Source organism: Sulfidibacter corallicola (assembly GCF_017498545.1).
GTDB lineage: Bacteria > Acidobacteriota > Holophagae > Acanthopleuribacterales > Acanthopleuribacteraceae > Sulfidibacter > Sulfidibacter corallicola.
Window position 1 is genome coordinate 767288 of the sequence record NZ_CP071793.1, and the last position, 26560, is coordinate 793847.

The window sequence follows — 26560 nt, forward strand, 5'->3', positions numbered from 1 at the left end:
GGTGGGGTCGCCGCCGCCGGGTAGGGACCGGTGACAGGGAAAAGGGTACGGACGGGCATGGGCACCCTGTCGATCCTAGCGATTTTCCTTGAAAAACCGCTGTTTCCAGATGGGCACAACCTAGCAGTATCCCCCAAAAAAAGTCAAAAAAATCCTGGGGAGTGCCCATCCAGAAACGAAATCACCGGAACCGCCATGGTATTTCGTCTGGATGGGCACGGTTTCGGGTTTCAGGTGTCAGGTCTCAGCAAAGGTTTTATTTGTAGGTGATTAGCTGAAACCTGATGCCTGAAGCCTGATACCGGCCAGCATTGGGGACCCAGTCCATTGCGAAGGACCATTTCCAAGAGGCCCTATTTCCCGATGGACACTGGAAAATTGACGGTTGTGGACAAGGGCTGTCTCGGCCTTGTGCCAAAATAAATTTGCTGAAAATCCCGATCTCGACTGCTAAGATAACCCACCTTTGAGATGCATCATCCGAAACGGAATGCGTGCCAAACTGCTACGGCAGGAAGGAGAGTGACATGGCCAGCTTGAACAAGGTCACCCTGATCGGCAATCTGGGAAAAGACCCTGAAGTTCGCTACACCAAAAGCCAGACCCCCTTTGCTCGATTTTCTTTGGCCACTACCGAGGAATTTACCACCCAGCAGGGGGAGCGCCAGAAAAAGACCATGTGGCACAACATCGTGGTCTGGGGCAAACAAGCCGAGATTGCAGGGCGCTACCTGCACAAAGGCAAACAGATTTACATCGAGGGTAAGATCGAATATCGCGAGTACGACGACCAGAACGGTCAGCGCCGCAATATTACCGACATTCGCTGCGATCGCTTCCTGATGTTGGGTCGCGCCGGTGACAGCGCCGGTATGGGCGGTGGCGGTCCCATGCGCACCGGTGAACCGCAGCCCATGAACTACGGCGGAGGCGGAGGCGGCGGTAACTTCGGCGGCGGCGGTGGCGGCGGCGGAGGCTTCTCCGGCGGCGGTCAGCCGAAGCCCATGACGTATGGCAGCCAGCAGAACGACAGCACCCCGGATTACGAGGTCCCCGAGAGCGATCAGTTCAGCGACGACGATATCCCGTTTTGATCCGCGCGACGTTTGGCGGTTCGCGCCGGGCCTACCCAAACAAAAAGCCACCCGCATCCGGGTGGCTTTTTTATGTTTGACTTCCATTTGAATGCGGGCTGCCATCAGCTTCGCGGCGTCTCCAGCGGGAAAGAGGTGAGGGTCTCGTAGAATGCTGGGGCCAGGCACTTCCTGGCTCGCGGGTTGTTCCAGATATCAAAGTGACATGAACGCGGTCACATGCCCATCGATTCGGGGTTATCGATGGAGCCGATGCCGCTCCGCACTGCGTTCGAAATTCTCGGTCATATGATGAAGTTCTTCTTCGAGATCGTGCCGAACATGCTCAACCTGGTGTTCCATATCGATCACTTCTTTGTTCAGGTATTCGGCTTGGCGAATGGAATTTTCCATTAGCAAGATATCGGCCTCGAGATCTTTCAATTTCATTCTGAGATCCTCCTGGGTCTTGTCACGATTTGCGATGCGTAAGGTTCGTGCGGAAGTTTAAATAGATTGTCTTACTGGGATCAGTACAACCAACAAAAATTTCGACACAACGCATCCAAATCTTCAGTAATTTTTGGCCAAAATGAGTGCTGCCTCACACCTCGTCAACAACGGGTTCTCGACACGTCCGGTCAAATATCGTGAAGCCAGCAGCTTGCCATTTCGTCCAAGACAAACCTCGAAATGACGTTTTTTCGACTTTTTTGGGCCAATAGGATGACGAAAATCCGGATTCTCGGTAACCCCGAGAAAATCCTAACTCTGGGCAATATTCCGCTATCACGTTTTGCGGTTCGCGCAACGCTCTATAATCCAGTGGGTTCTCAATGCGGCACTATAGAAAAACAAAACGGCACTCACTATCGCGGCAGCCTGCACAAAAAACGGAGCCACCCGCCGCGGTTAGAAATCACCGATGCGCAAATGCGTCAGCCCCTGTCGACACAACCAGACGAGACCGAGCGCCTCGATCAGAAAAAGGCTGCCGAAATAGTAATACACTTTCCCATCCTGGAGGTCTGGCCACCAGGTCATGTAGGAAAGCAGTAAGTTGATTTCGGGGCTGTTGCTCGTCAATCTCAGTATGACGTGCAGCAAGGTGACGAACAGGCCGACCGCCATCAGCAGGAATCCGCCCGTGGAGACGATCATCTTCAACGGGTTGTCGATGCCCGGATTGATGAACAACATACCCAGGCCCAAAGCCAGGAAGACCATGAAGGCGGTATCCCACACTACGCCGATGCCAAGGTACAGCAATTGTTCGCCGGTCAGTTTCATCAGCATGCCGGAGAGCAGATTCAACACGAGTGCAAAAATAAGGGTTGGCACGCCGTAGACCAACAATTTGCCCCGCACGAAGTGGACCCAGCCGTCCGGGGTGGTTTTCATGAGCCATATCGCCTGGCCGTCACTGCTGAAGGAGGTGAACACGAAGCGACTGGCCAACGACAGGGAGATGAAGGCGACGAACCCCGAATTGCCCAGGGCCAGGTTGTACATGGTGCCGCCGAATGGGTTTTGCGGCAGTTTGGTGACCGAAAACAGGTACAGTCCCAAAAGTGCCAGCAGGACGAAGACCTGCGACCACTGCGAGGGGTCGCGCAGGAACAACAGGACCTCGCGGGCTTCCTGGCTCCAGCGCGGATACTGCAGACCGCGGCTGAGGAAGGAATCCTTGGCGATGTCGAGTTGAATTTCGCCCTCGCCGCTGAGCGACTGCAGCGCCCGGTCCCAGGACGATCGATACAGGCGGCGACCCGCCAGCAACATGAAACCCACGGTCCCGACGAAGGCGCCGCCGAGCTGACCGCCGTGACGCAGCGCCTCGGTCCACTGTTTCTGGCTGAGTGCGGCGAGCAGGTTCGAGGCCCAGATGGCGGGGTTCCATTGTTGGGAATCGAGGCTGACCAGGTCGATGTACCCGCGAAACCGATCCATCCCTCCGGGGCCGATGAACTGCTCGGGCTCCAGGTAGCGGAAGAGGAATACCAGGCTGGCGACCATGATCACGGTAGCCACGAGAAAAACCTGGTGAACCCGGCGGGCGGGGAAGACCTTGACGAGCGACATGCAGAGCAGCGTCGAAAACAGCACGGGAAAGGCCGACAGGGCGGCGAGCACCCCGACGCCCAGCAGGCAGACGAGCATGTTGTTGCCGCTCAGGTCGAGAAAGATCCAGATGAAGGGGCCGCCGAACAGGAGCAGCATCCAGTTGGATTGGATGTAGACCTGAAAGAAGCGATGCAGCAACCAACTGTTCAAATTGACGGGCAGACTGAATTGGAACTCGAGGTCCCGGCTGAGGTAGAAGTGGGCGATGGCGTTGGTGAGGCTGGACATGAGCCCGATGCCCAGCGCGATGAAGAGCAGGATCTGGATCAGTTTGGTCGCCAGCAAGACCCCGTACACGGGTTGTTTGAAGATGAAGGCCAGCAGCATCACGCTCAGCTCGAGGTAGCCCCAATAGAAGAGTCCACCCAGGCAGAGGAGCAGGATCATGACGATGGGATTGCGTTGGAAATTCACGAGGAAACGGTTTTTGAGCTGGTAGAACCCAAGCCGGTCCAGGACAACGTAATCGTGAATCAAAACGGAACCACCTCCCGGTCCTGATCGCGCTCCAAATCCTTGGTCAACGCCATGAATACCGCTTCCAAATCGCCGTCGTTGGCCTCGATGCGCTTGGTCAAATTGGGAATGCTTTCGTCGGCGACCAGCTTGCCCTTGTGGATGATGCCCACCTGATGGCATAGCTGGGCGGCGACCTCGAGCGTATGGGTCGACATGAACACGCTCTTGCCCTGCCTGGCGAACTGGAGAATGAGTTCCTTGACCTGTTTGGCCGCACGCGGGTCGAGACCGACCATCGGTTCGTCGACGATCAGCAGATCCGGATCGTGAAGCAGCGCGGAGGCCAGCACCAATTTCTGACGCATGCCGTGTGAATAGCGCTCGATCAACTGGTTGGCGAAATCGGCCAGGTTGAACTGGTCCAGCAGATCCATGGCGCGGCGCTGCACTTCGGCACCCTGTATTTTGCGCAGGCTGCCGAGGAAGCGGAGCAGTTCCATCGCGGTCAGCTTTCCGTAGAGAAAGGGTCGGTCGGGCACGTAGCCCAGTCGATTGAGAATATCGTTTCGGTTTTTTCGGTAGGTCTTGCCGAAAACCAACAAACTGCCCTCGTCGGGCTCCAGAATTCCGGTCAGCATGCGAATCGTTGTCGTTTTGCCGGCGCCGTTGGGGCCCAGGAAGCCGAAGACGCTACCGGGCGGAACGTGTAGGGTAAGTCCGTTCACGGCCACGAAGTTTTGATAAGATTTGACAACGCCCTCGAGTCTGATCATGAACCCTCCGTAGTTCGAGACATCGTGAATCTGCCAGGCTCGCCCCGTTTGACGCGCAAAGCACTTCCGAAAAAAGTCCGCTGGATGCTGAGACGAAGCCAAAGCCCAAAAGGACGGGGGGACGATGATGGTTCCTCGTTTTTCACGGTTAACGGCAGTCCCATTCTAACCCGCTCCGATCTTTTCGGGAAACACTTCGACACCGCTCAAGGAACGCGATCTCAATGAAAGAATGCCACTTAGCCAACCGTTGGGCCCTTATCGCCCTGGTTCTCCTTTCGCTCCACTGCACCAAGAAAGTACCAGAACCGGTGGCCGCGATCGAGCCGGAACCGGTCGTCGAAATCGCAGCCGAGCCCGATCCGGTCGAGGCGGCGATCGAAACCAGTGAAGCGCTCTACCAGCGGGGTCTCACCGCTCTGGAGACCAACCGCGACGACCTCGCCCGCCAGTACTTCGATCTGGCGTTGCAGGAGCTGATGACCTGTGAAAGCGATGCCGGCGCCCATTCCGAGGATCTTCAGTACCACCTGATGCACCTGGTGGAGCACATCCACCAGGCCGAGCGGGAATTCGGTGGGCTTTTCGCCGAGGACAATGGATACACCGCCTCGGCGCTGGACAAACTGGTCGACGACACCCTGGTGGACCTGGAATTGCGGGAGATCGATTCGAACTGGTCGAACCTGGAGCAGTTGGGCGATCAACCGGTGGATTACGACGTGCCGATCAAAACCAACCGGGTGGTGCAGAGCTTCATTCGCGCCTTTTCCACCGACCGGGGCCACATCATCGGCGCGGGGCTGGAACGCTCCACGCGCTATCTGCCGATGATGCGCAAGGTGTTCGAGGAGGAAGGCGTTCCCCTGGATCTCTGCTACCTGCCGCTGATCGAATCGGCGTATCGGAACCGGGCCAAGTCGCGAGCCAGCGCGATCGGGCTCTGGCAGTTCATCGCCAGCACCGCCCGCATCTACAAGCTTCGGGTGAATTGGTGGGTGGACGAGCGCATGGATCCCGAAGCGGCGACCCGGGCCGCGGCCAAGCATCTGAAAGATTTGCACGAGGAGTTCGGCGATTGGTATCTGGCCCTGTGCGCCTACAACGCGGGTCCCGGGCGGGTGCGCCGCGCGATTCGCCGGGGCGGCAGTCGCGATTTCTGGCACATGGCCCGGCGCCGGCTTCTGCCGCGCGAAACCATCGGGTACATTCCGGCCTACCTGGCTGGTGTCACCATCGCCAAGAATCCGGAACAGCACGGCTTCGCCAACCTGGACTACCAGCAACCGCTGGAGAGCGACACCCTGGTCGTGGAAGAAGCGGTGGAACTGGACGTCCTGGCCAAGGCGATGGGACTCAATACTTTGGAGCTGGCCTACCTCAACCAGCACCTGATTCGCGGTGTCTCTCCCGACGAGGAAACCACCCGCATCCGCGTACCGCGCGGCATGAAGGAGGCCGCCGAAAAGGCGCTCGCCACCCTGCCGCCGGCCCAACGGGTCTCCTGGCAGCGTTACACCCTGGAACGCGGCGATACCCTGGGCAAGCTGGCCAAACGGTTCGGGACCACGGTCCACGCCCTCACCAGCCTCAACGCCATCAACAATCCCCGTCGTCTGCGCGTCGGTCAAAAACTGCTCATTCCCAAGGGCAGTCGCCGGGCCTATCCCTTGAGGGTCCAGGAGTTCGATCGCGAGGAGCGGCTGGAGGCCAAGGACGTTCGCTACGAGGTCAAACGCGGCGACACCCTGTACCTCATTTCCAAACGCTTCCAAACCACCATTCCCTCGATTCTCAGCCTGAACGCCGACCTGGACCCCTTCGCGCCGGAGCCGGGCCAGTCCCTGAGCATCCATCAAGGGGATCGGTGGGATCGCCAACGCAAGCCGCCCAGCCGGGCACGGGGGTACACCTACTACCGCGTGCAACGCGGCGACACCCTGTCGGAAATCGCCCAGCGGCACCGGGTCGGCTTGTCCAAGCTTCTGCGAATCAACGGCTTCAACAAGCGGAGCACGATTCGGGTCGGTCAGCGGGTCAAGATTCCGAATCGATCGGGCGTTTCGGGGCGAGTCGTGACCTACCGCATCAAGGCCGGCGACACGCTGTCGAAAATCGCCGCACGCTACAAAGTCAGCGTGGGCAAGATCATGGAATGGAACCGCCTCAAATCGCAGCACAAGATCACGGTCGGCCAGAAATTGACACTCTATCTGTAGGTGCCTTACGGCCCTCTCGCGATGCGGGAATCTTGGACTTTTCGGTTTCGTTGGCGCGTGGCCAGGGGAGTGATCGGCTTCGCTCTTTGTTGTAACCCACTCCCGTTACTAATATTGCTTCTACTGGTTGAGCTGGCAGCTCAACCTACAGGCACGACGTCTCTGTCTGCATGCGGGGATTCCGCTAGCAGGTCACTCCGCTTTGGTACGATCGGGGAAAGAGCGCGCTTCGCTCTTTGTCGTAGCCTGCTGCCGTTGATCATGTTGCTTCGACGCGTCGGCCCAGCGGGCCAACCTACAGCGACGACGCCCCTTCCGTAAATGCGGGAACTCCCAAGCGATTCGCTTCGATTTGTTACCCACCTGAAACCCGGGTCCCCGGCCTGAGTGGTGACTCCATGGTAAAAATTGAATTTTACCAGTAGTTTGAAAAAATCGGTAAAAACCGCGGTGGAGGAATGGCATTCACCCTGTTATCATGAATGTTCCATCAACGTGATCATCGGCCTTACGCTCTGTCCGCCTAGGCCATAAGTCGGGTGTTTCTATGGTATTCCGTGTTTTTCTGCTCGGGTTCCTTTGCACTTGGTCGATATCGCCCTGCCTGGCGCACGACCATACGCCGGGCATCGTGATCGAGGGACTTCCCAAGACGCCGCCCGTGGCGCTTCGCTTGAAACCCGGCGACATCGTGACCGGATGGCGACTGCCCAAGGGTGCCGAAAACCAGGCGCCCCCCACGGTCTTCGAATTCCTGCGCATGCTGGAAGGGGACGGCTTGATCGTGCCGGTCGCGCTGCACGTCGTGCGCGAGGGCAAGCCGGTGAAGATCGAACTGCTGCCCAACATGTGGCGGTTCGATGTGCGGCCATCACTGGACGACCCGTTTCGCGAGCCCTATGCGCGAGGCTTGGCGTTGGTCGTCTCCGGTCAGGTGGAGCAGGGGATGGGTGCATGGCAGGAACTTCTGGATCGTGCCGACCTGCCCGCCGAACTGGCCTGCTGGCTGGCCTACGACATGGGCCAGCGGTGGATGAAACAGCGGAAATGGGACAAGGCCCTGGAAGCCTACGATCGGGCTTGGGCCAGCGCGCCGCACGATCAGGCCCGCATCGCCATTATGGACGCCCGCCGACTGGGATTCCTGAGAGCGAGAAAACTGGACAAGTCCATTGAATCCAGTGAAGCCGCCCGGGCCTTGATTCGGCGACACGACGGTGAAGGGCCCCGTTACGCGCGCCAGACCGTGTTTCTCGGCAGACTGCTCCAGCGCACCCAGAGCTGGGAAACGGCCTGGGATACCTTCGAAGAAGGCATACGCATCTACAGACCGCTGGGCAAAAGCATGGCGCTTTCCTATGCCCTCAACTATCAGGGAGGCACGGCCTGGTACGGCGGTGCCTTCAAAAAGGCCGAGGAACGATTGCGGGAGGCGTTGGCGATCCGCGAGGCACTCGCCCCCGATAGTATGGAACCGGCGAAAACGCTCCACCTGCTGGCGGGCCTGAGCACCGAAATCGGGGACCTGGCCCAGGCTCAGCAATACATGGCGCGCGCGCTCGAACTGTCTTCCAAAGTCGATCCAGGCAGTATGGTCCACCTCAATTTTCTCAGCAGCATGGGCCTGGTCACCATCTGGATTGGCGATTTCGAATACGCGCGCGATTTGCTGCTTCAGGCCAAAGACGGGTACAAAGGTTCCGAAAGTGAAGGTCTGGCCGCTGCGCTTCACAACCTCGCCTTGGCCTACCAAAACCTCAAAGACTACGAAAACGCCGAAAAGTACTATCTGGAATCCATCCGTATCGCGGAACGGACCCTGACGAAATCCGAGGCGGAATTGATGACCAGTCACCTCAACCTGGGGATCATGTTCACCGCCGCCGGAGATTTCGAAAAAAGTGAAGGGTACCTGAAGCAGGCCTTGGCTTCGCTCAAGGGTCCGACGATGGATCTGGCCAAGGTACGCTCTGCGATGGGATCGCTTTACCTGCGGCAGGAGAAATGGGCCGAAGCGGCTTCCTACTACCGCCAATCGCTGAAGATCGCCGAGGACATCAGTCCGGAGTCGAAGTTTACGGCCCTTGTTTGGAACCGATTGGCCTTGAGCGTTCAAAACCAGGGGCAGATGGAGCGGGCCGGCGAATATTTCGAGCGATCTCGCAACGCGATGGATGCCCAAATCGTGGCCCTGGGCGGTACCCTGTTACAGAATGCCCGCTACCTGAGCCAGGAAGACGACATTTACCGCAACTATCTCACCTATCTGGTGAAAGCCGAAAAGCACGAAGCGGCGTTCGAGTTGTTGGAAACCCTGCGAGCCCGCAACTTGCGGGGCCAACTCGGGCGGCGGCGTTTGTCGTTCGAGAAAGACGAGATCCCTGCGGAATTGCTGGCCGCGTTGAAGGACCTGGGCTCACGTTATGACCGGCTGCTGTCGGAGCGGGCCAAAGTGGTGCCCGAGAACCGCGCGGAAATCGAGCGGTTGGATGCAGCGCGACGCGAATTGCGCGTTCGGCACGGCCAGATCGTCGTAGACATTCACGAGGCTGCGCCACGCACTGCCGCCATCCGCCATCCCAGACCTCTGAAATTGGAGGAGGTGCGAGCCGCGCTTGACGAAAGCACGGTGTTGCTCAGCTACGCCGTGATGGAGGAGCGGACCTTTCTGTTCGTGTTGAACGAGCGCGGGCTTGCCAGGGTCGTGACCATTGAACGCGGCAGCGAGGACCTGGCCGCACAGGTTCGCGACCTGCACACCCGCATCAAGTTGAAATCGGGCGGTGCGGGCACCCGTCGTTTGTTGGATCGGCTGTGTCGCGATCTCTACGGAACCCTGATCGCCCCGATCGCGCCCTTGTTGGTCGATGCCGAGCGATTGCTGGTCGTTCCCGACGGCCCGCTTCACACCCTGCCGTTCAATGTGCTGATCATGGATCCGGCGCCCGCCGGAATGGCGGAGGGTCGTCACCTGGTGGCGTGGAAGCCGGTGACCAAGGTGGAGAGTGCGACGATTTTCGCCATGTTGAAGGCCCAAAAGGGACCCGAGGGGTCACATCTGGCGGCCTTCGGCAATCCCAAATATCCCTCGCCCGCCGTTGCCCGAAACGAAGCCCGGGATTTGGACGCCAGGGTTCGCTCGGCGATGAAAAACCGCGACTTCGCGTTCGAGCCGCTTCCGTACTCCGAGCGCGAGGTCATGGCCATCTCGAAACTGTTTCGCGACAATGTCTCCCTATACCTCGGTGCGGCAGCGATCGAGGAGAAAACCAAGTCCCTCGGCCCGGAAACGACGCACGTCCACTTTGCCTGTCACGCAGGGTTGGACAACCGGTTCCCCATGGACTCCTACTTGGCGTTGACCATTCCGACCGATGGGAAGGACAAGCGGGACAACGGTCTGCTGCAGGTGTGGGAAATTTACGAGCAATTGCGGCTTCACGCCGATCTGGTGGTGCTTTCCGGCTGTGAAACCGCGTTGGGCAAGGATTTCGGGGGCGAGGGGTTGCTTGGGCTCACCCAGGCGTTCCAATACGCGGGGGCGCGCTCCGTGGTGGCCTCGCTCTGGGCCGCCAACGACCTCTCCACTTCGTTGCTGATGGAGCACTTCTACCGGTTTCTCGATGAGGGGCTCGCGAAGGACGAGGCCCTGCGCCGGGCCCAACTGGAGCTGATCCGTGGGCCCGTCACCATCACCGATGCCGATGGGGAATCGCGCCGATTCGATGCCTCCCATCCTTATTATTGGGGAGCCTTCCAGCTCATCGGGCCCTGGAACTGAGTTTTCGCGAGGGAAAATGTGCCAATCCCGGAGGTCTCATTCGAAACGAATCCAATCGGCGTGCCCGGATGCCGAGAGAGTCGTCATGCCCGGTAGGTTGGGCCGCCGGCCCGACACTTCGAAGCGATCCACGCTTCGCAAGATCGGGTGGGAAAAGAGCGAGGCAGATAAGTCGAGCCTCTAGATCTCTCAATGATGGATTTCGATCCTTGCTCAGTTGCTTCGATTGGTTGAGTAGGACCGGTAAGGCAGGCTGCCATACCGGCCGTGGCATACCGGCCGTGCCATACCGGCCGTGCCATACCGGCCGTGCCATACCTACAGGCTTTACGAAGCTTGTGTACTTGCGGGGAGCTCGTGCCAGGTGGCTCCGACGAGCTGCCGATCTTGGGGGAACGGATCCCTGACCCGAATCAGGTCGACCCATCGTAGCGCGTGATCGGGGAGTTCCCGCATCTCGGGAAGGGCGGCAAGGCCTGTAGGTGGAGCAGCTTGCTCCACCAATCGAAGCGACGTCGGCTTCGGCCAGGTATTGAGCCAAAGAGCGGAGCGATCCCCTCGCCCGAGCAGGTCAAAGCCGAGATCCAGGCCCTCTCGATCGTATCGATACATCGCATCGGCGGGGCTTCGGCTGGTTGAGCAAGCTGCCTTACCGGCCCTGCTCAACCTGCAGGCTTTACGTCTCTTGCGCACGTGCGGGCCCTCGGGATCGGCTCGCTTCGCGTTGTTTCTTTCCCGAAATCGAGTTGGCTATGCCCACTGGTCAGGGGCTTTGTTTCCAGGAGTTCCGGCGGTCTCAGGGCTCCTGATCCCGGCGTTTCAACATCTCCATGTATTTGGCCGCCTTTTCCTCGTCCCCGACCAGCTCCGCGGCCAGGATCATGTGTTCCAGGGCGCGCACGAACTCGGGGTCCAGTCGATAGGCCAACTCGAAATCTCGCAGTGCCGCCCGATGGTCCTCCGCGCTGTCCCGACCCAGCAGGTGGACGCCGCGTTCAAACAGGGCTTTGGCGATCTCGCGGTCGTAGGTACGGGTCTCCGGTGGGAAGGCGAAGGGGACCTCGTCGGATCGAACGATATCAGGGATGGGGTCGATCAACTGCGGTGCGCGAGATGTTCCCAGAAACCAGCCCAACAGCGGCAACAGGATCAAGCCGCAAACCAGAACCCAGCGAGGGGTCGTCGCCAAACCCGACCACCACTGGGCCAGGGTGCTGACCAGACGCTGGAACCGGTTGTCGAAATAGCTGAGGTGAAGCAGGGTGCCGTGGTCGAACCATCGGAATCGAAGGCTGCGCCCCTGCCCCAGCGACATGTGCTCGCTGGTGCCCTCCTCGGGGCTCGAAAGACCACCCCACAGGGGATGGAAACACAGCGGCTGCAGGTCGCCGTCGCTGCCGCCCCAAACTTCCAGGTTGTCGTCATGGGCATCCAGTTCGAGCATGACCGGTTCGGTGCCTCCCAGCGTCCACCGTTTGATTTCCTGGCCGCCGACCTTCACGACCAGCAGTCGAAGCTCCGTCACCCCTCGTTTCGAGAGCACGAAACGCTCGTACAGCTCTTCTCTCTGTTCCGGTTCCAACTCGGGGTGGTCGTTTTGTTCGGGCGTTTCTTTGTCTTTCACATTCACGAACCTGGGAATCCTCAGAGCTTCGTCCAACGGGGTCAGGTCGAGGTCGCGGACTCGGTCGCTCAGGGTTTGCGGTTCAAGCATAACCTGGATGCGTTCCATGTTTTCATCGGCTCTGTCCGCCGGCCAGGGTGAAAACAGGGCCATACATCGATGGAGGAGGGGGATCCACCGATGAGGTCGCTGGTCGATTTCGAAGAACTTCTCGCCGCGAAAGCCGATTTTTTCGACGATGAACCCATCGAAGCGGCTCTTCACGTCGGCATGCAGGCGCGCCTTGGCCCGGCGATAGGCGGCCATGTCCAGGATTCGGTTTTGGTCCAATGATTCGAAGAGGGCGGCACAGTCGGCGCTCGTGTAGTCGTAAATGAACCGGGTGAGACCGACCGTGACGTGGAAGGCGGTGTGGGGCGTCGTCCGCTGCACGATGAATTTGACGTATCTGACGAACAGGTCCCATTCGGTTGCCAAGCCCTGGCGTTCGTTTTTCCTTTCGAAAAGCAACGAACGCTCCATGACCAGTTGTTGCAGCAGTTGGGCTTCGGTGAACTGTGTTTTCGAAGGTTGGGCCGCGCGATAATAGGCGCGTTTCTGTTGCCTGAACATCGTCACCGGCAGGAAGGCGAACGCGTCGGCGACAACCGAAAACGCGACCTGTCGATTTCCATGAAGAAAAAACGCGATCACATATGCGCGTTGCGCGTACTCGTCAAACCTGGATCGGCGCATGTAAAACCCGTAACCCTTTCACGTCCCTCGAGTTGGCATCGAATCAAAAGTGACCCTGATGTAGCGAAGCACGCCGGAGCCTATTTATGAAATGGCGTCGCTACCATATTATTGATTTCAAGTACAAGAAAACTTTCTTTTTCAACACTCGGTATCTACCGAATCTTTCGGTTAAGTCCAGTTTATCTGTGAGCGTATCTTTTTTGGAATCCCAAAGTGTCATTCTCCTGCCGAAGCCGCGGCGTTAGGTTGTAGTCAGACGCGAAAGCGTTGATTCATTTCCGGTCCCATGGACCCTCCATCCTCGTGTAAAACCCGGCCCCCGGTTTTCACTTCGGAAATCCGGGAAGACGGCACAGGTTTCGGACCTATCTGGTGGCATCGCTTGTTTCCAATGCGGTCGATACCCGTGTGCCCACCTGTGATGGGTGAATTGGGGGATCGGTCAACATGCTGAATTAAAAACACTTGTGCTGGGTTGTGTCCTGAGTCCGGTACCGCACCTGCGACCGTGAACCGGCCCTGACAAGAAATCCTCGCGCAAAACCCCAAACCCGATTTCACCAATTGTTCTTCGTTAAGGAGTTTTCCATGTTCCGTCTAATTTTGGCCTCGATGGCGACCATGCTGACGTTCCCCATTTTTGCCGGCGTCGATTTGGATGCGCGTACCTTCGTGTACCATCAAGAGAAGCTCTCCTCCACCAACTACACCACCGTTCCGGGCAATAAGGACACCACCAGCGATCCTGGATGGTGGCTTTGGGAAGAAACCGGAAGCTTCGATCTCCCGGATCTTCTCGGCACGGATTTCCCCGACACCGCGACCCACGTCGTCATTCGCGCCCAGGTCGATGTCAATGGGTTGGCCAATGGGTTCACCGACCTGTACATGGATGCCTATCCCGCACTGGGCGACTTCACCGGATTCGAAAACTCGGACAACCATTGCGGTCATACCGACGTGGAAAATGGTCTCGAGTCTCAGGTCTGGCCGACGGTGGTCGTACCCTTGGACGACGACGGCCTGATCGGTTGGAAATTGAAGTTCAAGCTGTTGGCCAATTCATCCCTGGGCCTCACCACCCTGGAATTCTGGATCGACGGCTTCTATCAAACGGCAACCCGCCAGGATGTCTGGAACGAAACCGCCACCGGCGTCTATCTGGTGCCGGATCACGAGGACGTGGGCATCGGTACCTTCAGCCCGCAAACCAAGGTTCACGTGGAGTCGGGCACCGACGCGATGGTGCGGATCGAAACCACCAATGCCGCCGGAGATGCGGGCGTCGAGTTCAAGAACAGCCATGCCAACGTGAATCAAGCCTACAGCCTGTTCAACCACAACAACGACGGCAAGCTTTTCCTGTGGGACGACACGGCCAATGCCTGCCGGCTCTCCGTGCAAACCAACGGCAACATCGGCATCGGACGCACCGACGCCAGCCACCCCATTCACATGAGCAGCGGCGCCCACGTCACCTCCGGAGGGGTATGGACCAACGCCTCCTCGCGGGCACTCAAGCATCGGATCGCCGATCTCAGCCCGACCGAGGCCCAGAGCGCCCTGATGCGGCTTCAGCCGAAGCGCTACCAGTACCTCGCCGAGCCCGGTGAGGAATATTTGGGCTTCATCGCCGAAGACGTGCCGGACCTGGTGGCCATGACCGGCCGCAAAAGCCTGAGCGCCATGGACCTGGCCGCCTTGTTGACGACCGTGGTCCAAGCTCAGGCCAAGGAACTGGAGCGCCTGGAGGCCCAGATCCAGCAACTGCAACAAGACAAGTAAACGAAGTCACGCTTTGATGAATGCGCCACCGATGCCTCGCCGCATCGGTGGCGTGCTGCGTTTAGGTCGTCATCGATCGCTGAACTCCCGTGCCATCTCGTGCCACAGCTCGCTGGCGACCCGTCCCGGTGGGCGTTCCGTCAGGCGGGCCAGGTAGATCGGGAGTTCCACCTGGTGGGTGAAACTGCCCGTGAGCGGCAACAGCGTTCCGGATTTCAGCTCCGCCTCGATCATATGATCCGGCAACGCCCCCCAACCCAGGCCTGCCAGAATGATTTCCTTCTTGATCCACGGATCGCCCACCGACCAATGGCGCCCGCCCTCCAGCATGCCGCCCGTATCGATTTTCGGCATGTGGCGGGTGGTATCGCGCACCACCACCTGCACGAAGCCACGCATATCCTCGAGCGTGGGTTCCCGGTCCAGGCGGAAGGCCGCGAAGTTCGGTGCGGCGACCGAGAGCATGGTCACGTTGCCCAGAGGGATCTTGGTGAGGCTCGTACCGATTCCGCGAGGCAATGCGAGCAGGGCCAGGTCCACCTCGCCGTCCAACAGGCGCTCGATGGTCCCGCCCATCACTTCGAAACCGATGCGCAGGCGAGTGGCGGGATGGGATTCGTCGAAGCGCCGCAAAAAATCCAGGATGATCGGCATCGGGCAAATGGAGTTGACGGCGATGCGTAATTCGGGTTCGCATCCCTGGGCCAGATTGGCGGCCAGGTCCTCCAGCCCGCGCGCCTGACGCAGCACCGACTGCGCCTTTTCCAGGATGGCCCGGCCCGCTTCGGTCAGCACCGGTCGGTACCCATCGCGTGAAAACAGTTTGAGGTTCAGTTCCTCTTCCAGCTTGCGGACGGCGGCGCTGATGGCCGGCTGGGTGCGAAAAAGCGCTTCCGATGCGGCCCGAAAACTGCCTGTCCGCACGATGGTCTCCAAAACGATCAGTTGATCAAGCGTCACCACGAGCCTCCCATTCGACGTGTGTATGCTTGAGCCCGTGCCCATCCAAAATCGGAAAGATTCACCTGGCCCGGTCGATTTGCTTCGCGGTTCACCGGGTCAGATCTCGGCAAGGCGTGTACCCGTAGATGATTAGCTGAAATCTGATGGCTGGCTGCTGATACCGGTTCGCATTGGGAACTCCGACGATTCCCAAAAACCATGTCAAAGAACCCGTTACTGGACGAGCACGAGCGAGGCATGCCGATACCCATGTTATAAAAAAAAATGATCAAGATGATTGAAAAAGGAAACTTTTATTTGTGTTGGCGGCGGCGTATCTTGAGTTCAGACACAACGAAACGCTCGGGAGGTAGACATGAGCGACAACACCAAAAAGTATCTCGTCTTTGCGGCACAAGGCATTCTGGGAATCATCTTCTTTGTCATGGGCGGATTGAACGGTTTCTTCCATTTCATGGAGCCGCCCACCCCCTCCGCATCGGCCGGTGCCTTCATGGGTGCGATGGCAGCCACCGGTTATTTTTTCCCGCTGGTCAAGAGCATCGAGTTGGTGGGCGGTGGTTTGCTGCTGGTCAACCGCTTCGTACCCTTCGCACTGGTTCTGTTGGCGCCGATCATCGTGGGCATTTTCACCCTGCACCTGTTCCTCGATCCGGGCGCCCTGGGGCTTTCCATCTTGACGGTGGCCTTGGAAGTCTTCCTCGCCGTGATGTATCGCGACAACTACAAAGGCATGTTCGCCATGAAGGCCGCACCGGCCTGAGCGCGAGGCGTGCCGCTGGGGGCCGTTCGTCACGGGAACCGCGAACGGCCCTCGGGAAATGGCAAAACGAAACGAGACAAAGGAAAGGCGGATTCACGGTCGAGACGTGAATCCGCCTTTTTTGTTGGTTCTTGGCGGGAAGGGGAGGGGGTCAGTCGACCCTACAGGGCTCGACCTTCCAGATGTCGCGCGCGTATTCGGCGATGGTGCGGTCCGAACTGAACTTGCCGGAACTGGCCGTATTCAGCACGGCCCGACGGGTCCATTCCTCGCGATCGCGATACAGCTTCTGGATGCGCTGTTGGGCTTCGGCGTAGGCGGGTAGGTCGGCGAGCAGCAGATAGCGATCGCCGCCCTCGAGCAGGGAATGGCGAATCGGCTCGAAAATCCCGCGCTCGAGAACGCTGAAGTGATCGGAGAAGATCAGGTCCAGGGCCTCGCGCACTTCCTCGTTGCGCTGGTAGTAGTCGTAGGGATTGTAGTGTTCGCCGAGATCCTTGGCTTCCTGGGCGTTGAGCCCGAAGATGAACATGTTCTCGGAGCCCACTTCCTCGGCCATCTCCACGTTGGCGCCGTCCAGGGTGCCCACGGTGAGCGCCCCGTTGAGCATGAACTTCATGTTCCCGGTACCCGAGGCTTCGGTGCCGGCGGTGGAGATCTGCTCGGAGACATCGGTCGCCGGAATCAGCTTTTCGGCGAGGGTGACGCGGTAGTTGGGGAGGAAACGGACCTGGAGTTTGTGGCGCACGGTCTCGTCGCGGTTGATCATGTCGCCGATGTTGTTGATCAACTTGATGATCAGTTTCGCCATGAAGTAGCCGGGCGCGGCCTTGGCGCCGAAGAGGAAGGCCTGGGGATGGAAATCCATGTCGGGGTTCTTGCGCAGCCGGTTGTAGAGCATGACGATGTGAATCGCGTTCATGAGCTGGCGCTTGTACTCGTGGAGGCGCTTGATTTGGACGTCGAAGATCCAGGTGGGATCCACGTCCCAGTTCCAAGTGGCCTTCATGTAGTCGGACAGGGACTTCTTGGCCTGGTACTTGACGTCGCGGAAGCGCTCGCGAAAGCCGGAGTCGTCCGCATGGGTCTCGAGCTTGGTGAGGCTGCCGAGATCGGTGATCCATGAGTCGCCGATGGTCTCGGTGATGAGTTGCGCCAGCGGCGGATTCGACTCCAGCAGCCAGCGGCGCTGGGTGATGCCGTTGGTCTTGGCGTTGAAGCGGCTGGGATACATGTCGGCGAAATCGGGCACGACCCGTTCCTTGAGCAGGCGGGTGTGGATTTCGGCCACGCCGTTGGTGGAATGGGAACCGACGATCGCCAGGTGGGCCATGCGCACCATGCGGTGCTCGCCCTCCTCGATGATGCTCATGCGGCCGACGCGGTGCATGTCGCCGGGGAAGGCCGCGGCCACGTCCTTGATGAAGCGTTGGTTGATTTCGTAGATGATCTGCAGGTGCCGGGGCAGCAGCTTCTCGATCAACTCCACGGACCACTTCTCCAGTGCCTCGGGCATCAGGGTGTGGTTGGTGTAGCCCAAGGTGCGGACCGTGATGTCCCAGGCCCGCTCCCAGTCCAGGCCCTCCACGTCGACGAGCAGGCGCATCAATTCGGGGACCGCGAGGGAGGGATGGGTGTCGTTGAGCTGGATGGCGACCAGGTCGGGGAAATCGTCCCAGTTCTGGGAATCGGTTTTGAAGCGGCGGATGATGTCCTGCAGGGAGCAGGAGACGAACAGGTATTGCTGGCGCAGCCGCAGCTCCTTGCCCAGGTAGTGCAGGTCGTTGGGATAGAGGACCTTGGTGAGGTTTTCGGCGGTGACCTTGTGCTCGACCGCGTTGATGTAGTCGCCCTTGTTGAAGTCCTCGAAATCAAAATCTTCGTGGGCGTGGGCGGTCCACAGCCGCAGGGTGTTGACCGTCTTGCCGCCGTAGCCGACGATGGGCACGTCGTAGGGAATGCCGATCACGGGATGGGCGTCGACCCAGCGGGGGGTGAGCCGGCCCTGCGCGTCCTTCTCCAGTTCGACCCGTCCGCCGAACTGAACCTTGAATTGCAGGCTCATGCGCGGGGTTTCCCAGACATTGCCCCATTTCAGCCAATCGTCGGGTTGTTCGACCTGGCGTCCCTTCTCGATCTCCTGGCGGAAAATGCCGTAGTTGTAGCGAATCCCGTAGCCGAAGGCCGGGATGTCGAGCGTGGCCATGGAGTCGATGAAACAGGCGGCCAGGCGACCCAAACCGCCGTTGCCCAGGCCCATGTCGTGTTCTTCGTCGCGCAACGCCTCGTAGTCGAAGCCCAGCTCGGTCACGGCACGGCGGACTTGATCGTCGATGCGCAGATTGAGGACGTTGTTGTGCAGGACGCGACCCATCAGGAATTCCAGGGAAAGGTAATACACGCGTTTGGCTTTGCGTTGGTGATGGGTTTGCTGGGTGGTGAGCCACCGGTCGATGAGCCGGTCGCGAATGGTGTAAGCCAGTGCCTGGTAATGATCCAACTGAGTGGCGCTGTATTGATCTTTCGCCAAAGTGAAATTGAGATGGTCTTGAAAGTCCTTGCGGATGGAATCGGCGTCCATGCCGCGGCGAACTTGATTGTGATCAATTGCAGTCATATTGCTACCTTGTTTGCTTTCTCGTTTCGCTGGTGAGACTTGAGGACTTTGCTACCTGTTTGGGTTGAGATCCGGCGTAGTCGTGGGTCACGCGGCGTCACCCGTCGTCGAGGTCGCGGCGGGGCCGTGGATGCGCCTTGTGTAGTTCGGTGCCCGAGCAAAGGGGACGTCGCTGGGGGCGGGAGGTCGGGCGCACATGGGTGACGTCGCCCGAACCCGCGTGGGACATGCCCTGACATGCTTTTCCGAAAACGAAAAGAGCCCGAAGGTTTGCCAATACTACGGAATTTCCGCTGCCAGTATAGCGAACGCACGCGAAGCGTGACAAGCCCGTTGCCGCAGCGCCCCATTTGGCCGTCCGGCGGCTGGGGACCAGGCGGTCACCGGCCCGGAGGCCTCAAAAAAACCTACCTTCCCGTGCCTGAATGGTGTAGTCTAGGTGTTTGATTGCCCCTTCTGCAAATACCTGAAAGCGTTCATTTGTCGTCACATCGAACGCCGTTGTCGGTCCAACCCGCCGGTTGCCACGACACGCTTCGGCTCATGAGGTTTTTTGCCGGTGGGGTCATCGTCGCTCGGTTCGTCAACCGGGCGGTTTTTTTCGTGGGGTGCGGTTGTCGCAGAGCCGATATGCAGGGCCCCCGCCGACATTCCCGGGAGGTAGAGGCCCATGGCCGCGGAAATGGAACCATCAAGTCAGAAGAAGAAGTATCGGCTGGTCACCCGCAGTGATTTCGACGGGCTCGCCTGCGCGGTACTGTTCAAGGAGCTGGACATGATCAACGAGATCATGTTCGTTCACCCCAAGGACATGCAGGATGGCAAGATCGATGTGATCTCCACCGACATCACCACCAATCTTCCCTACGTGTCGGGCTGTCACCTGGCTTTCGATCACCATTACAGCGAAACCTTGCGGACGCCGCTTTCCGAGCGCAAGAACCACATCATCGATCCCAATGCGCCCTCGGCCGCCCGCGTGGTGTACAACTACTATGGTGGGCGCGACACCTTCCCCGACATCTCCGAGGAACTGATGTTCGCCGTCGACAAGGCCGATTCCGCCGATTTCACGATGGACGACGTGCTCGACCCCACCGGTTGGGTGCTGCTCAGTTTCCTGATGGACGCCCGCACCGGCCTGGGTCGCTTTCGCAAGTTCCGCATCTCCAACTACCAATTGATGATGGACCTCATCGATTATTGTAAAGGGCACACCATCGACGACATTCTCCAGTTGCCGGATGTCAAGGAACGGATGGACATGTATTTCTCCCACAAGGAGAAGTTCGACGACCAGATTCGACGCTGCACCACGATGCACGGAACCCTGGCCGTCTTGGACCTGCGCGACGAGGAAGTCATCTACACCGGGAACCGATTCAAGATCTACGCGTTGTTTCCCGAATCGGAAGTCTCGATCCACGTCCTCTGGGGTTTGCGCAAGCAGAACACCGTGTTCGCGGTCGGTAAATCCATCTTCAATGCCGACCATCCGGTCAATATCGGCGAGTTGATGCTGAAATACGGAGGTGGTGGTCACGCCGCTGCCGGTACCTGCCAGGTCGCCAACGACTCCGCCGACGAAAACCTGGAGAAATTGATCAAGGAAATTTCCGAAGCCAGAGATTCCTGAGCGAAATACGCCCTCATTCGGGTCCCTCGGGCCAAAATAGAGCCCGATTCGGTGGTTCCCGAGACAAATATGCCATCGAACGCTTCCCTTCCTTGACAAGCCTTTGGGAAGTTTGGTTTTTTATTACTTTTATCGTCGCGTCGCAGTGACTGACCAGGCGGCCCCACCTTTTTTCGATGAGTGAGCTTCACATGTTCGCGATTTTGGTTTGGTTTTGAGTTCGGCATCCATGGATGGTGTTGGTTCTGCCCGGAGGTCCTTGTTGTCTGAGAAGATGTTGACCCTGCCTTGTCACCACCGAATCAGGGACATTTGGCGGCATCCCTTGCCCGATCGGGCCTCCAAGCGCAGCGACCGCATCGTGATCAAGACGATGGCTTGGGTCTGTAACCGCTATGTAGTGGACATCGAGAACGGTCTCGATGCGCTGGCACTGCCGGAAGATCCCTTCATCCTGGTCTTGAATCACAATCAACGCATCGAGGCGGTGGCCGTTCCAACGTTGTTGATGTATTATCGCGGCGGTCGGCCCGTTCACTTCATGGCCGATTGGAATTTCCTCATGATGCCGATCGTTGCTCAACTATACCGCAAAGCAGAAACTATCATCGTTACCAACAAAAGTGCCAAGCCAAAGTTTCTCAATATGTTCAAGCCATTGTTTCGCGAGGAGCGTCCCGCCTTCGAGCGCGCTCTCGATCTCTTGCGAGCGGGTGCCTCGGTCGGGATTTTCCCCGAGGGCACCATCAATCGCAATCCCCACCGGCTTATGCGCGGCCTGCCAGGGGCTGCCGGACTGGCGCTTCGTTCCGGGGTCAAGGTCATCCCGGTCGGGATTCGTTTTCCCTACCTCGATCCCGCCAAGCCGATTTCCGACGGGGCCAAGATGTCGCTGCACGTCGGTAACCCGCTGGTGCCACCCAACGAACTCGGTATCGCCGATCCGACGCGTCATCAAATCACGGAATTCCATCATCACATCATGACCGAATTAGCCGAGGTCTCCGGTAAATCCTGGGATCCCCATGCAAACAAGAGGAGGAAGTATGTCCTTTAAAGACGAATTATCGGTCTCCAAAATCAAGACATCCGAACAGAGGGAGGCCGCACTCGAAGTCATCCAGGCTGTTTTTCAGGAAGAAAAAGGCTGGGTTCCCGACCGCGAAAAACTGCTGCCGGTCGAGGATCTGGAACGGGACGACGTCTCCTGGTTTGTCGTGACGCGAGACAAAAAAGCGCTTGGGGTCACCCGAGTTCTCTACACCCTGCCCATCGATCTCTACGAGGAGTACGGGTTCCAACCGGTGAATCCCGATTTGGACGTGGAAGCCTTCATCCGCAACAATCGCATCGCCGAGGTCGGTCGTTTCGCCGTGCTTCCCGAGTTCCGCCGCAAGATCCATGTGGCCGCGCTGCTCATGAAAGCCGCCAGCACCGAGACCGTGGAAAAGGGTTTTACCCACTTCATCACCGACGTGTTCGAGTCCGACCCCAACACGCCTTACGGGTTCCACAAGCGGGTGCTCGGGTTCAAGGTCGTGGCCACGCACGATGTGGGCGAGCTGAAGTGCCAGAGCCGCCGCATCACCATGTTGCTCGACTTCAAGGAGGCCTTCAACTGCATGAAGCGCCGCAATAGCTGGGTGTTCCGGTTCATTACCGAGGGCTGGAGCGACAAACTGATTCAGCATCTCAGTGCGTGAGGGCTCCGCTTGGATCCCACTCGGCTTCGGTCTGCTGAATCCGTCAGGTTCGGTCTTTTAGTGTTGTTGGACAACGCTTCCTTCCCCTAGATTTTCAAAAACCCGCGGCGGGCCTCGCACTCGAGGATGGCCCGCTTCCAGGGTGACCCATTTTTTTTGCGCCGGTATGGAGCCGAAAGCGGCACCCAGCCGGCGTTCTTCTTGCTCCCCCGTTCCGCGCCTGTCGCGACGCTCGGCCCCTTCGGCCCCGGCGTCGTATACTCTTAGCCAGTGCTCATCCGGAAACGGAAATCCCGCAGCTACCGAAGGGGCTCGGCTGGATGGGCACGGTACCGGGCATCGGGCGTCGGGTTTCAGCGTGTTTCACGAACGGCAAATGGGCTGGGATCCGATACCACGTTGCATGGGATGCCGGGCCGGTTCAGAGAACATCATGAAAAACCCCTATTTCCGGATGGGCGCTAGCCAGCCTTTTCCCACTCCTGAGGATTGACATGAAAAAAGGTATCCTTCCCCGCGATCTCCCCCTCAAACTGGTGCGCTTCGCCGGACATCATCCCAAGACCATCGTCTTCGGGGCCATCTTGCTCCTGACCCTCGCCGCCTTCGTCGCCAGAACCGTCCGCATCGAGTCCGACATCCTGGCCCTGATCCCCGAAAACAACGAGGCCGTCCAGCAGTTCCGCACCACCATGGATCGCTTCGGCTCCATCGACATTCTGTTGATCGCCCTGGCCTTGGACCCCGATCGGGATTTGGAAGCCGATACCACCTACGCCGACATTCTCGCCGAGCACCTGCGTGAATCGGAACTGATCAATTGGGTCGAATACAGCCTGCACGACTTTACCGATGCCGCCGACGACCTGTTGGACAAGACCGCCCTGTTCCTTCCGCCCGAAAAGGTGCCCGCCTTCTTGGCTCGATTCGAGGGCGAAGGAATCGAACGCAATGCGGACCAGTTGGAGAAGCGGGTCAAGTCGCCGATGGGCATGGGTCTCAAGAAACTGCTCGTCAAGGACCCGATGGGCGTCTTGCCGCTGCTGGCCGGAGAGTTTCTCCAGGGAGACGGTGTCGGCCCTCGATTCGACAGCGATTCCGGTTACGTCATCGATCCGGAGGGCCGCTACCTGTTGATGTTGGTCAAACCCAATGGCGCCGCCGCCGACATTCCCTTCGACCGCAAACTGTTCGCCGAGCTGGACAGGATTCAGGAAAACGTACGCGAGGAGTGGGCCGCCGACGAATGGGAAGGCGCGGCTCCCGAGGTCCTCTACGCGGGCGGCTATCCGGCGGCCCTGGAAGACTCCAAGTTGATCATTCGCGACATGACGATCGGGGCCATCAGCGCCTTGATCCTGGTGGTCATCCTTTTTGCGGTAGCCTTCGCGCGCGGCACCGCCCTGATCATTTCGCTGGCGCCGCTGCTCACCGGCCTGGTCATCACCTTCGCGTTCGTGGCCATCGCCCTGGGTCGCCTGAACGCCGCTACCTCGGCCTTCGCGGCGCTCTTGATCGGTCTCGGCATCGACTTCATCATCGTGCTCTACAGTCGCTATTTGGAGGAACGCAAATGCGGCGGCAGCCACGATCAGGCGCTCGACGCCATGGGCCGCCACACGGCCGTGGGCGTGCTGTTGGGAGCGGTGACCACCGCGGCCACCTTTTACGCCTTCCTCATTTCCGGGTTCAAGGGCCTGGCCGAACTGGGCCTCCTGACGGGCACCGGCATCCTGATCGTGGTCGTGACCGTGTTTCTCCTGTTGCCCGCGTTGTTGACCCTGCTGGAACGCGACCGCTGCGAGACCACCTTCCGGTTGCGCGCTTTCGGGATGGAGCGGTTGTGTGCCTTCAGCCATCGCTACGCCCGTCCCGTCATCGGGCTCTCCCTGGTCGTATCGCTCGTGTTCGGCGCGGCCGCGCTCGGGATTCGTTACGATGACGACGTCATGAACATGCGCGCCACCAACAGCGTCTCCTCCACCAATCAACGCGCCATCATGGAGGCGTTCAACACGCGGTTCGTGCCGCTGATGATTCGGATCGACGGTGCCACCGAACAGGAGGCCCTGCAACGCGCCCAAAGCCTGATGCCCGAACTGCAGAAGCTGGTCGATGGCGAGAACCTCGCCAAGGTGGACTCGCTGATCACCTTTCTGCCCAATGCCGATCGCCAGCGGGAGACCATCGCCCAACTGGCCTCACTCGATTTGGACCGAGCCGCCTTCCAGAACCGTTTCGATGCGGCGCTTTCGGCACGCGGGCTCAATCCCGGGCCCTTTCAGGAGGGACTGGACCCTCTGCTGCGCTCGCTTTCCGTACGCGAACCCATTTCGTTCACCGACCTGAAAGGCACCACCATCGGCCACGTTCTGGGTCGATATCTGTCCGTCGAGGAACACGAAACCTCGGTGTTGATCTACACCTACCCGCCGGCCCACAAGTGGCGCCGCCACACACCTCCCGCCCTGGAGCGCCTGATCGAGCAATATCCCCATGCCCACCTCACCGGACCGGTCATCGTTTCTCGCGAGTTGAAAAAGGTCGTGTGGCAGGATGCGGGCATCGCCGCCGGCCTGGGCATGGTGTTGGTGTTCCTGTTCCTCATGCTCGATCTGGGCGGCTTCTGGCGAGCCGTCTTCTCGTTGATCCCGCTCGGCGTGGGCATGATGTGGATGGTGGGTCTCATGGTGATGTTCGACATCCCGGTCAACGTCATGAACATCTTCGTGTTCACCATGGTGATCGGAATCGGGGTCGACTACGGCGTGCACCTGATCCATCGATGGCACGAATCGGGTGGCGACGTGGCGGCACTGGACGGTACCGCCAAGGCCATCGTCATCGCCGCGCTGACGACGATGACCGGCTTCGGTTCCCTGGCGCTGTCGCACTACCCCGGGTTGCGTTCGATGGGCGCGGCGGCCATTCTCGGTGCGCTGGCCACGGCCGTGGTTTCGATCACCCTGCTGCCGGCCCTGTTGGTGCTGTTCGATGCCCAGGAGGATTCGACCTCGGCCGCCGAAACCGAAGAATCCGGAAATGCCGCCGTCGTCTGAATGCCTCGCCGCGCGTGACTTGCGGTGCGGTTCGAAGCGGGGAAAGCGCCCGATCGCGAAACCTGTGGATGTCCTGGACCCGAGTCCCGGTGTCCGCGGTCGGGCTCGGTGAGGGGCTCGTGAAGATCGGGGCTCGGTGGGTCGGCCCCCGACATCCCCAGAGACCGTATCCTGCGCGGAATGGGGCGAAATAAATCCAAAAAATGTTGTATCTGAACATGATTGACTTATGGATAACCTCGTTCTTCTCCTGCGTTTTGTTGCGAAAAATTAAAAGGTATTCCGGCTTGATGAAGTCGTGCAAATCGTCCCGCGCCTCGTAAGTCGACCGGCCTCGACAAAATGAATCGGTGCTCGGATTCGTGTCCGACGTGGAGAATGCTCGGTGCGACGCGGCGCTGAACCCGCGCCAAATCACGATTCCCGATGTTCGTGCGTGGAAAAATTGCTCGCGCGGTTAGACAGGTGTCGAAAAAAAACACGGCCTCGCGTTCGCAAACGTTCAAAATTGACAGGCTTTTCTTGATATTATTCTTTGTACAAAATTGTATATAAAAAGACTATTAAAATAGTGTTTTTCTTATTGCTTTAAGAGCTAACATTCCTATATTAATAGTATGTGGTTTGGGCCTTGGCGTTTTCGCCTGTGTGAGGCGCCTTCAGCGGCCACCGCGGGAAATATCCTAGATCCCGAGCTAAGTTGCTGGTTTTACATTCATGAGCTCGCTCCTTCACCAGCGTGGCACCTTTCTCAATGCTTATTCAGGCCCTTCATCTTCAAGTTCCCGATCCCTGGCACTCAACGTACGATCGGTTCAGACGGCATGTCTCGCTCTGCGCCGGCCTACACTTGTTTCGAATCACGCCCATTTTCTTTCCGAGCGTTGCTCGTCGCTGCGAGGTTGTCTCATGTCCCGTTTTCAGTTCTTCAGACTCGATACCAATTTTTCTTTGTCCGAGACCTGTCCGGCCGATGCTCAACTACTCGACCACATGATCTCTCAGGCAAAAACTGAATCTCCGCAGTGCGCCCAACACGAGAGCCGGCTGTTGATGCTGGGCTCCGTGATGAGTTCGAATCAGGTGTCTGACCGGTTCATCACTGTGGTCAACATCGAGGATCGTTCTGGAACACGCCGTAAATCAGTCGTGCCTTGAGCCACCGAGGCCCCTCGAGAATAAAAAGCCCGCACTTGCGGGCTTTTTTGATTTAGGGCGTGATAAGTACTTACGGCGGCTGGAG

At 58.9% G+C, this 26560-nt stretch carries 16 protein-coding genes; 10 read left to right on the forward strand and 6 right to left on the reverse strand.

Annotation, left to right across the window (positions count from 1 at the left end; genetic code table 11):
• Positions 1 to 527 precede the first annotated feature (527 nt).
• Entirely contained in the window at positions 528 to 1094 is a 567-nt protein-coding gene (locus tag J3U87_RS02165; RefSeq protein ID WP_420038249.1) for a single-stranded DNA-binding protein, read from the forward strand.
• Between the two features lie 237 nt (positions 1095 to 1331).
• Here J3U87_RS02165 and J3U87_RS02170 read toward each other — a convergent pair whose 3' ends face one another.
• The 3 genes from J3U87_RS02170 to J3U87_RS02180 form a co-directional block, all read right to left on the reverse strand.
• Positions 1332 to 1523, reverse strand: a complete 192-nt coding sequence (locus J3U87_RS02170; protein WP_237381382.1) for a hypothetical protein — start codon at positions 1521 to 1523, stop codon at positions 1332 to 1334.
• A 462-nt stretch (positions 1524 to 1985) separates the two neighbouring features.
• Complete coding sequence (locus tag J3U87_RS02175) at positions 1986 to 3674, reverse strand: putative ABC transporter permease subunit (RefSeq protein WP_237381383.1); 1689 nt, start codon at positions 3672 to 3674, stop codon at positions 1986 to 1988.
• Positions 3671 to 4429, reverse strand: a complete 759-nt coding sequence (locus J3U87_RS02180; protein WP_237381384.1) for an ABC transporter ATP-binding protein — start codon at positions 4427 to 4429, stop codon at positions 3671 to 3673. The genes J3U87_RS02175 and J3U87_RS02180 overlap by 4 nt, the downstream gene beginning before the upstream one ends.
• Before the next feature lie 224 nt (positions 4430 to 4653).
• On the opposite strand from J3U87_RS02180, the gene J3U87_RS02185 reads away from it, so the two are divergent.
• Both J3U87_RS02185 and J3U87_RS02190 read left to right on the forward strand, forming a co-directional pair.
• The gene (locus tag J3U87_RS02185; protein WP_237381385.1) at positions 4654 to 6648 is read left to right on the forward strand and encodes a LysM peptidoglycan-binding domain-containing protein; all 1995 of its coding nucleotides are present in this window, start codon (positions 4654 to 4656) and stop codon (positions 6646 to 6648) included.
• A 547-nt stretch (positions 6649 to 7195) separates the two neighbouring features.
• A complete protein-coding gene (locus tag J3U87_RS02190; RefSeq protein ID WP_237381386.1) occupies positions 7196 to 10429 on the forward strand; it encodes a CHAT domain-containing protein in 3234 nt (1077 codons plus the stop codon).
• A 796-nt stretch (positions 10430 to 11225) separates the two neighbouring features.
• Here J3U87_RS02190 and J3U87_RS02195 read toward each other — a convergent pair.
• Entirely contained in the window at positions 11226 to 12788 is a 1563-nt protein-coding gene (locus J3U87_RS02195) for a tetratricopeptide repeat protein (protein WP_237381387.1), read from the reverse strand.
• A gap of 591 nt (positions 12789 to 13379) precedes the next feature.
• Here J3U87_RS02195 and J3U87_RS02200 point away from each other — a divergent pair.
• On the forward strand, positions 13380 to 14576 hold the full coding sequence (locus tag J3U87_RS02200) for a tail fiber domain-containing protein (RefSeq protein ID WP_237381388.1): 1197 nt from the start codon (positions 13380 to 13382) through the stop codon (positions 14574 to 14576).
• Between the two features lie 69 nt (positions 14577 to 14645).
• Here J3U87_RS02200 and J3U87_RS02205 read toward each other — a convergent pair whose 3' ends face one another.
• Positions 14646 to 15536: a LysR family transcriptional regulator gene (locus J3U87_RS02205; RefSeq protein WP_237381389.1), complete on the reverse strand. Its 891-nt coding sequence runs from the start codon at positions 15534 to 15536 to the stop codon at positions 14646 to 14648.
• Between the two features lie 358 nt (positions 15537 to 15894).
• On the opposite strand from J3U87_RS02205, the gene J3U87_RS02210 reads away from it, so the two are divergent.
• Positions 15895 to 16302, forward strand: a complete 408-nt coding sequence (locus tag J3U87_RS02210; RefSeq protein ID WP_237381390.1) for a hypothetical protein — start codon at positions 15895 to 15897, stop codon at positions 16300 to 16302.
• Between the two features lie 151 nt (positions 16303 to 16453).
• On the opposite strand, the gene J3U87_RS02215 is transcribed toward J3U87_RS02210, so the two are convergent.
• Positions 16454 to 18919 (reverse strand): glycogen/starch/alpha-glucan phosphorylase, encoded by a 2466-nt coding sequence (locus J3U87_RS02215; RefSeq protein WP_237381391.1) that lies wholly within the window; start codon positions 18917 to 18919, stop codon positions 16454 to 16456.
• A gap of 670 nt (positions 18920 to 19589) precedes the next feature.
• On the opposite strand from J3U87_RS02215, the gene J3U87_RS02220 reads away from it, so the two are divergent.
• The 5 genes from J3U87_RS02220 (at position 19590) to J3U87_RS02240 (ending at position 26475) form a co-directional block, all read left to right on the forward strand.
• A complete protein-coding gene (locus J3U87_RS02220; RefSeq protein ID WP_237381392.1) occupies positions 19590 to 20555 on the forward strand; it encodes an exopolyphosphatase in 966 nt (321 codons plus the stop codon).
• Positions 20556 to 20916: 361 nt separating this feature from the next.
• A complete protein-coding gene (locus J3U87_RS02225) occupies positions 20917 to 21612 on the forward strand; it encodes a lysophospholipid acyltransferase family protein (RefSeq protein ID WP_237381393.1) in 696 nt (231 codons plus the stop codon).
• The gene (locus J3U87_RS02230) at positions 21602 to 22258 is read left to right on the forward strand and encodes a GNAT family N-acetyltransferase (RefSeq protein ID WP_237381394.1); all 657 of its coding nucleotides are present in this window, start codon (positions 21602 to 21604) and stop codon (positions 22256 to 22258) included. Before J3U87_RS02225 ends, J3U87_RS02230 begins: the two co-directional genes overlap by 11 nt.
• A 494-nt stretch (positions 22259 to 22752) precedes the next feature.
• A complete protein-coding gene (locus tag J3U87_RS02235; protein ID WP_237381395.1) occupies positions 22753 to 25317 on the forward strand; it encodes an MMPL family transporter in 2565 nt (854 codons plus the stop codon).
• A 909-nt stretch (positions 25318 to 26226) separates the two neighbouring features.
• The gene (locus tag J3U87_RS02240; RefSeq protein ID WP_237381396.1) at positions 26227 to 26475 is read left to right on the forward strand and encodes a hypothetical protein; all 249 of its coding nucleotides are present in this window, start codon (positions 26227 to 26229) and stop codon (positions 26473 to 26475) included.
• The last annotated feature ends 85 nt before the right edge of the window (positions 26476 to 26560 follow it).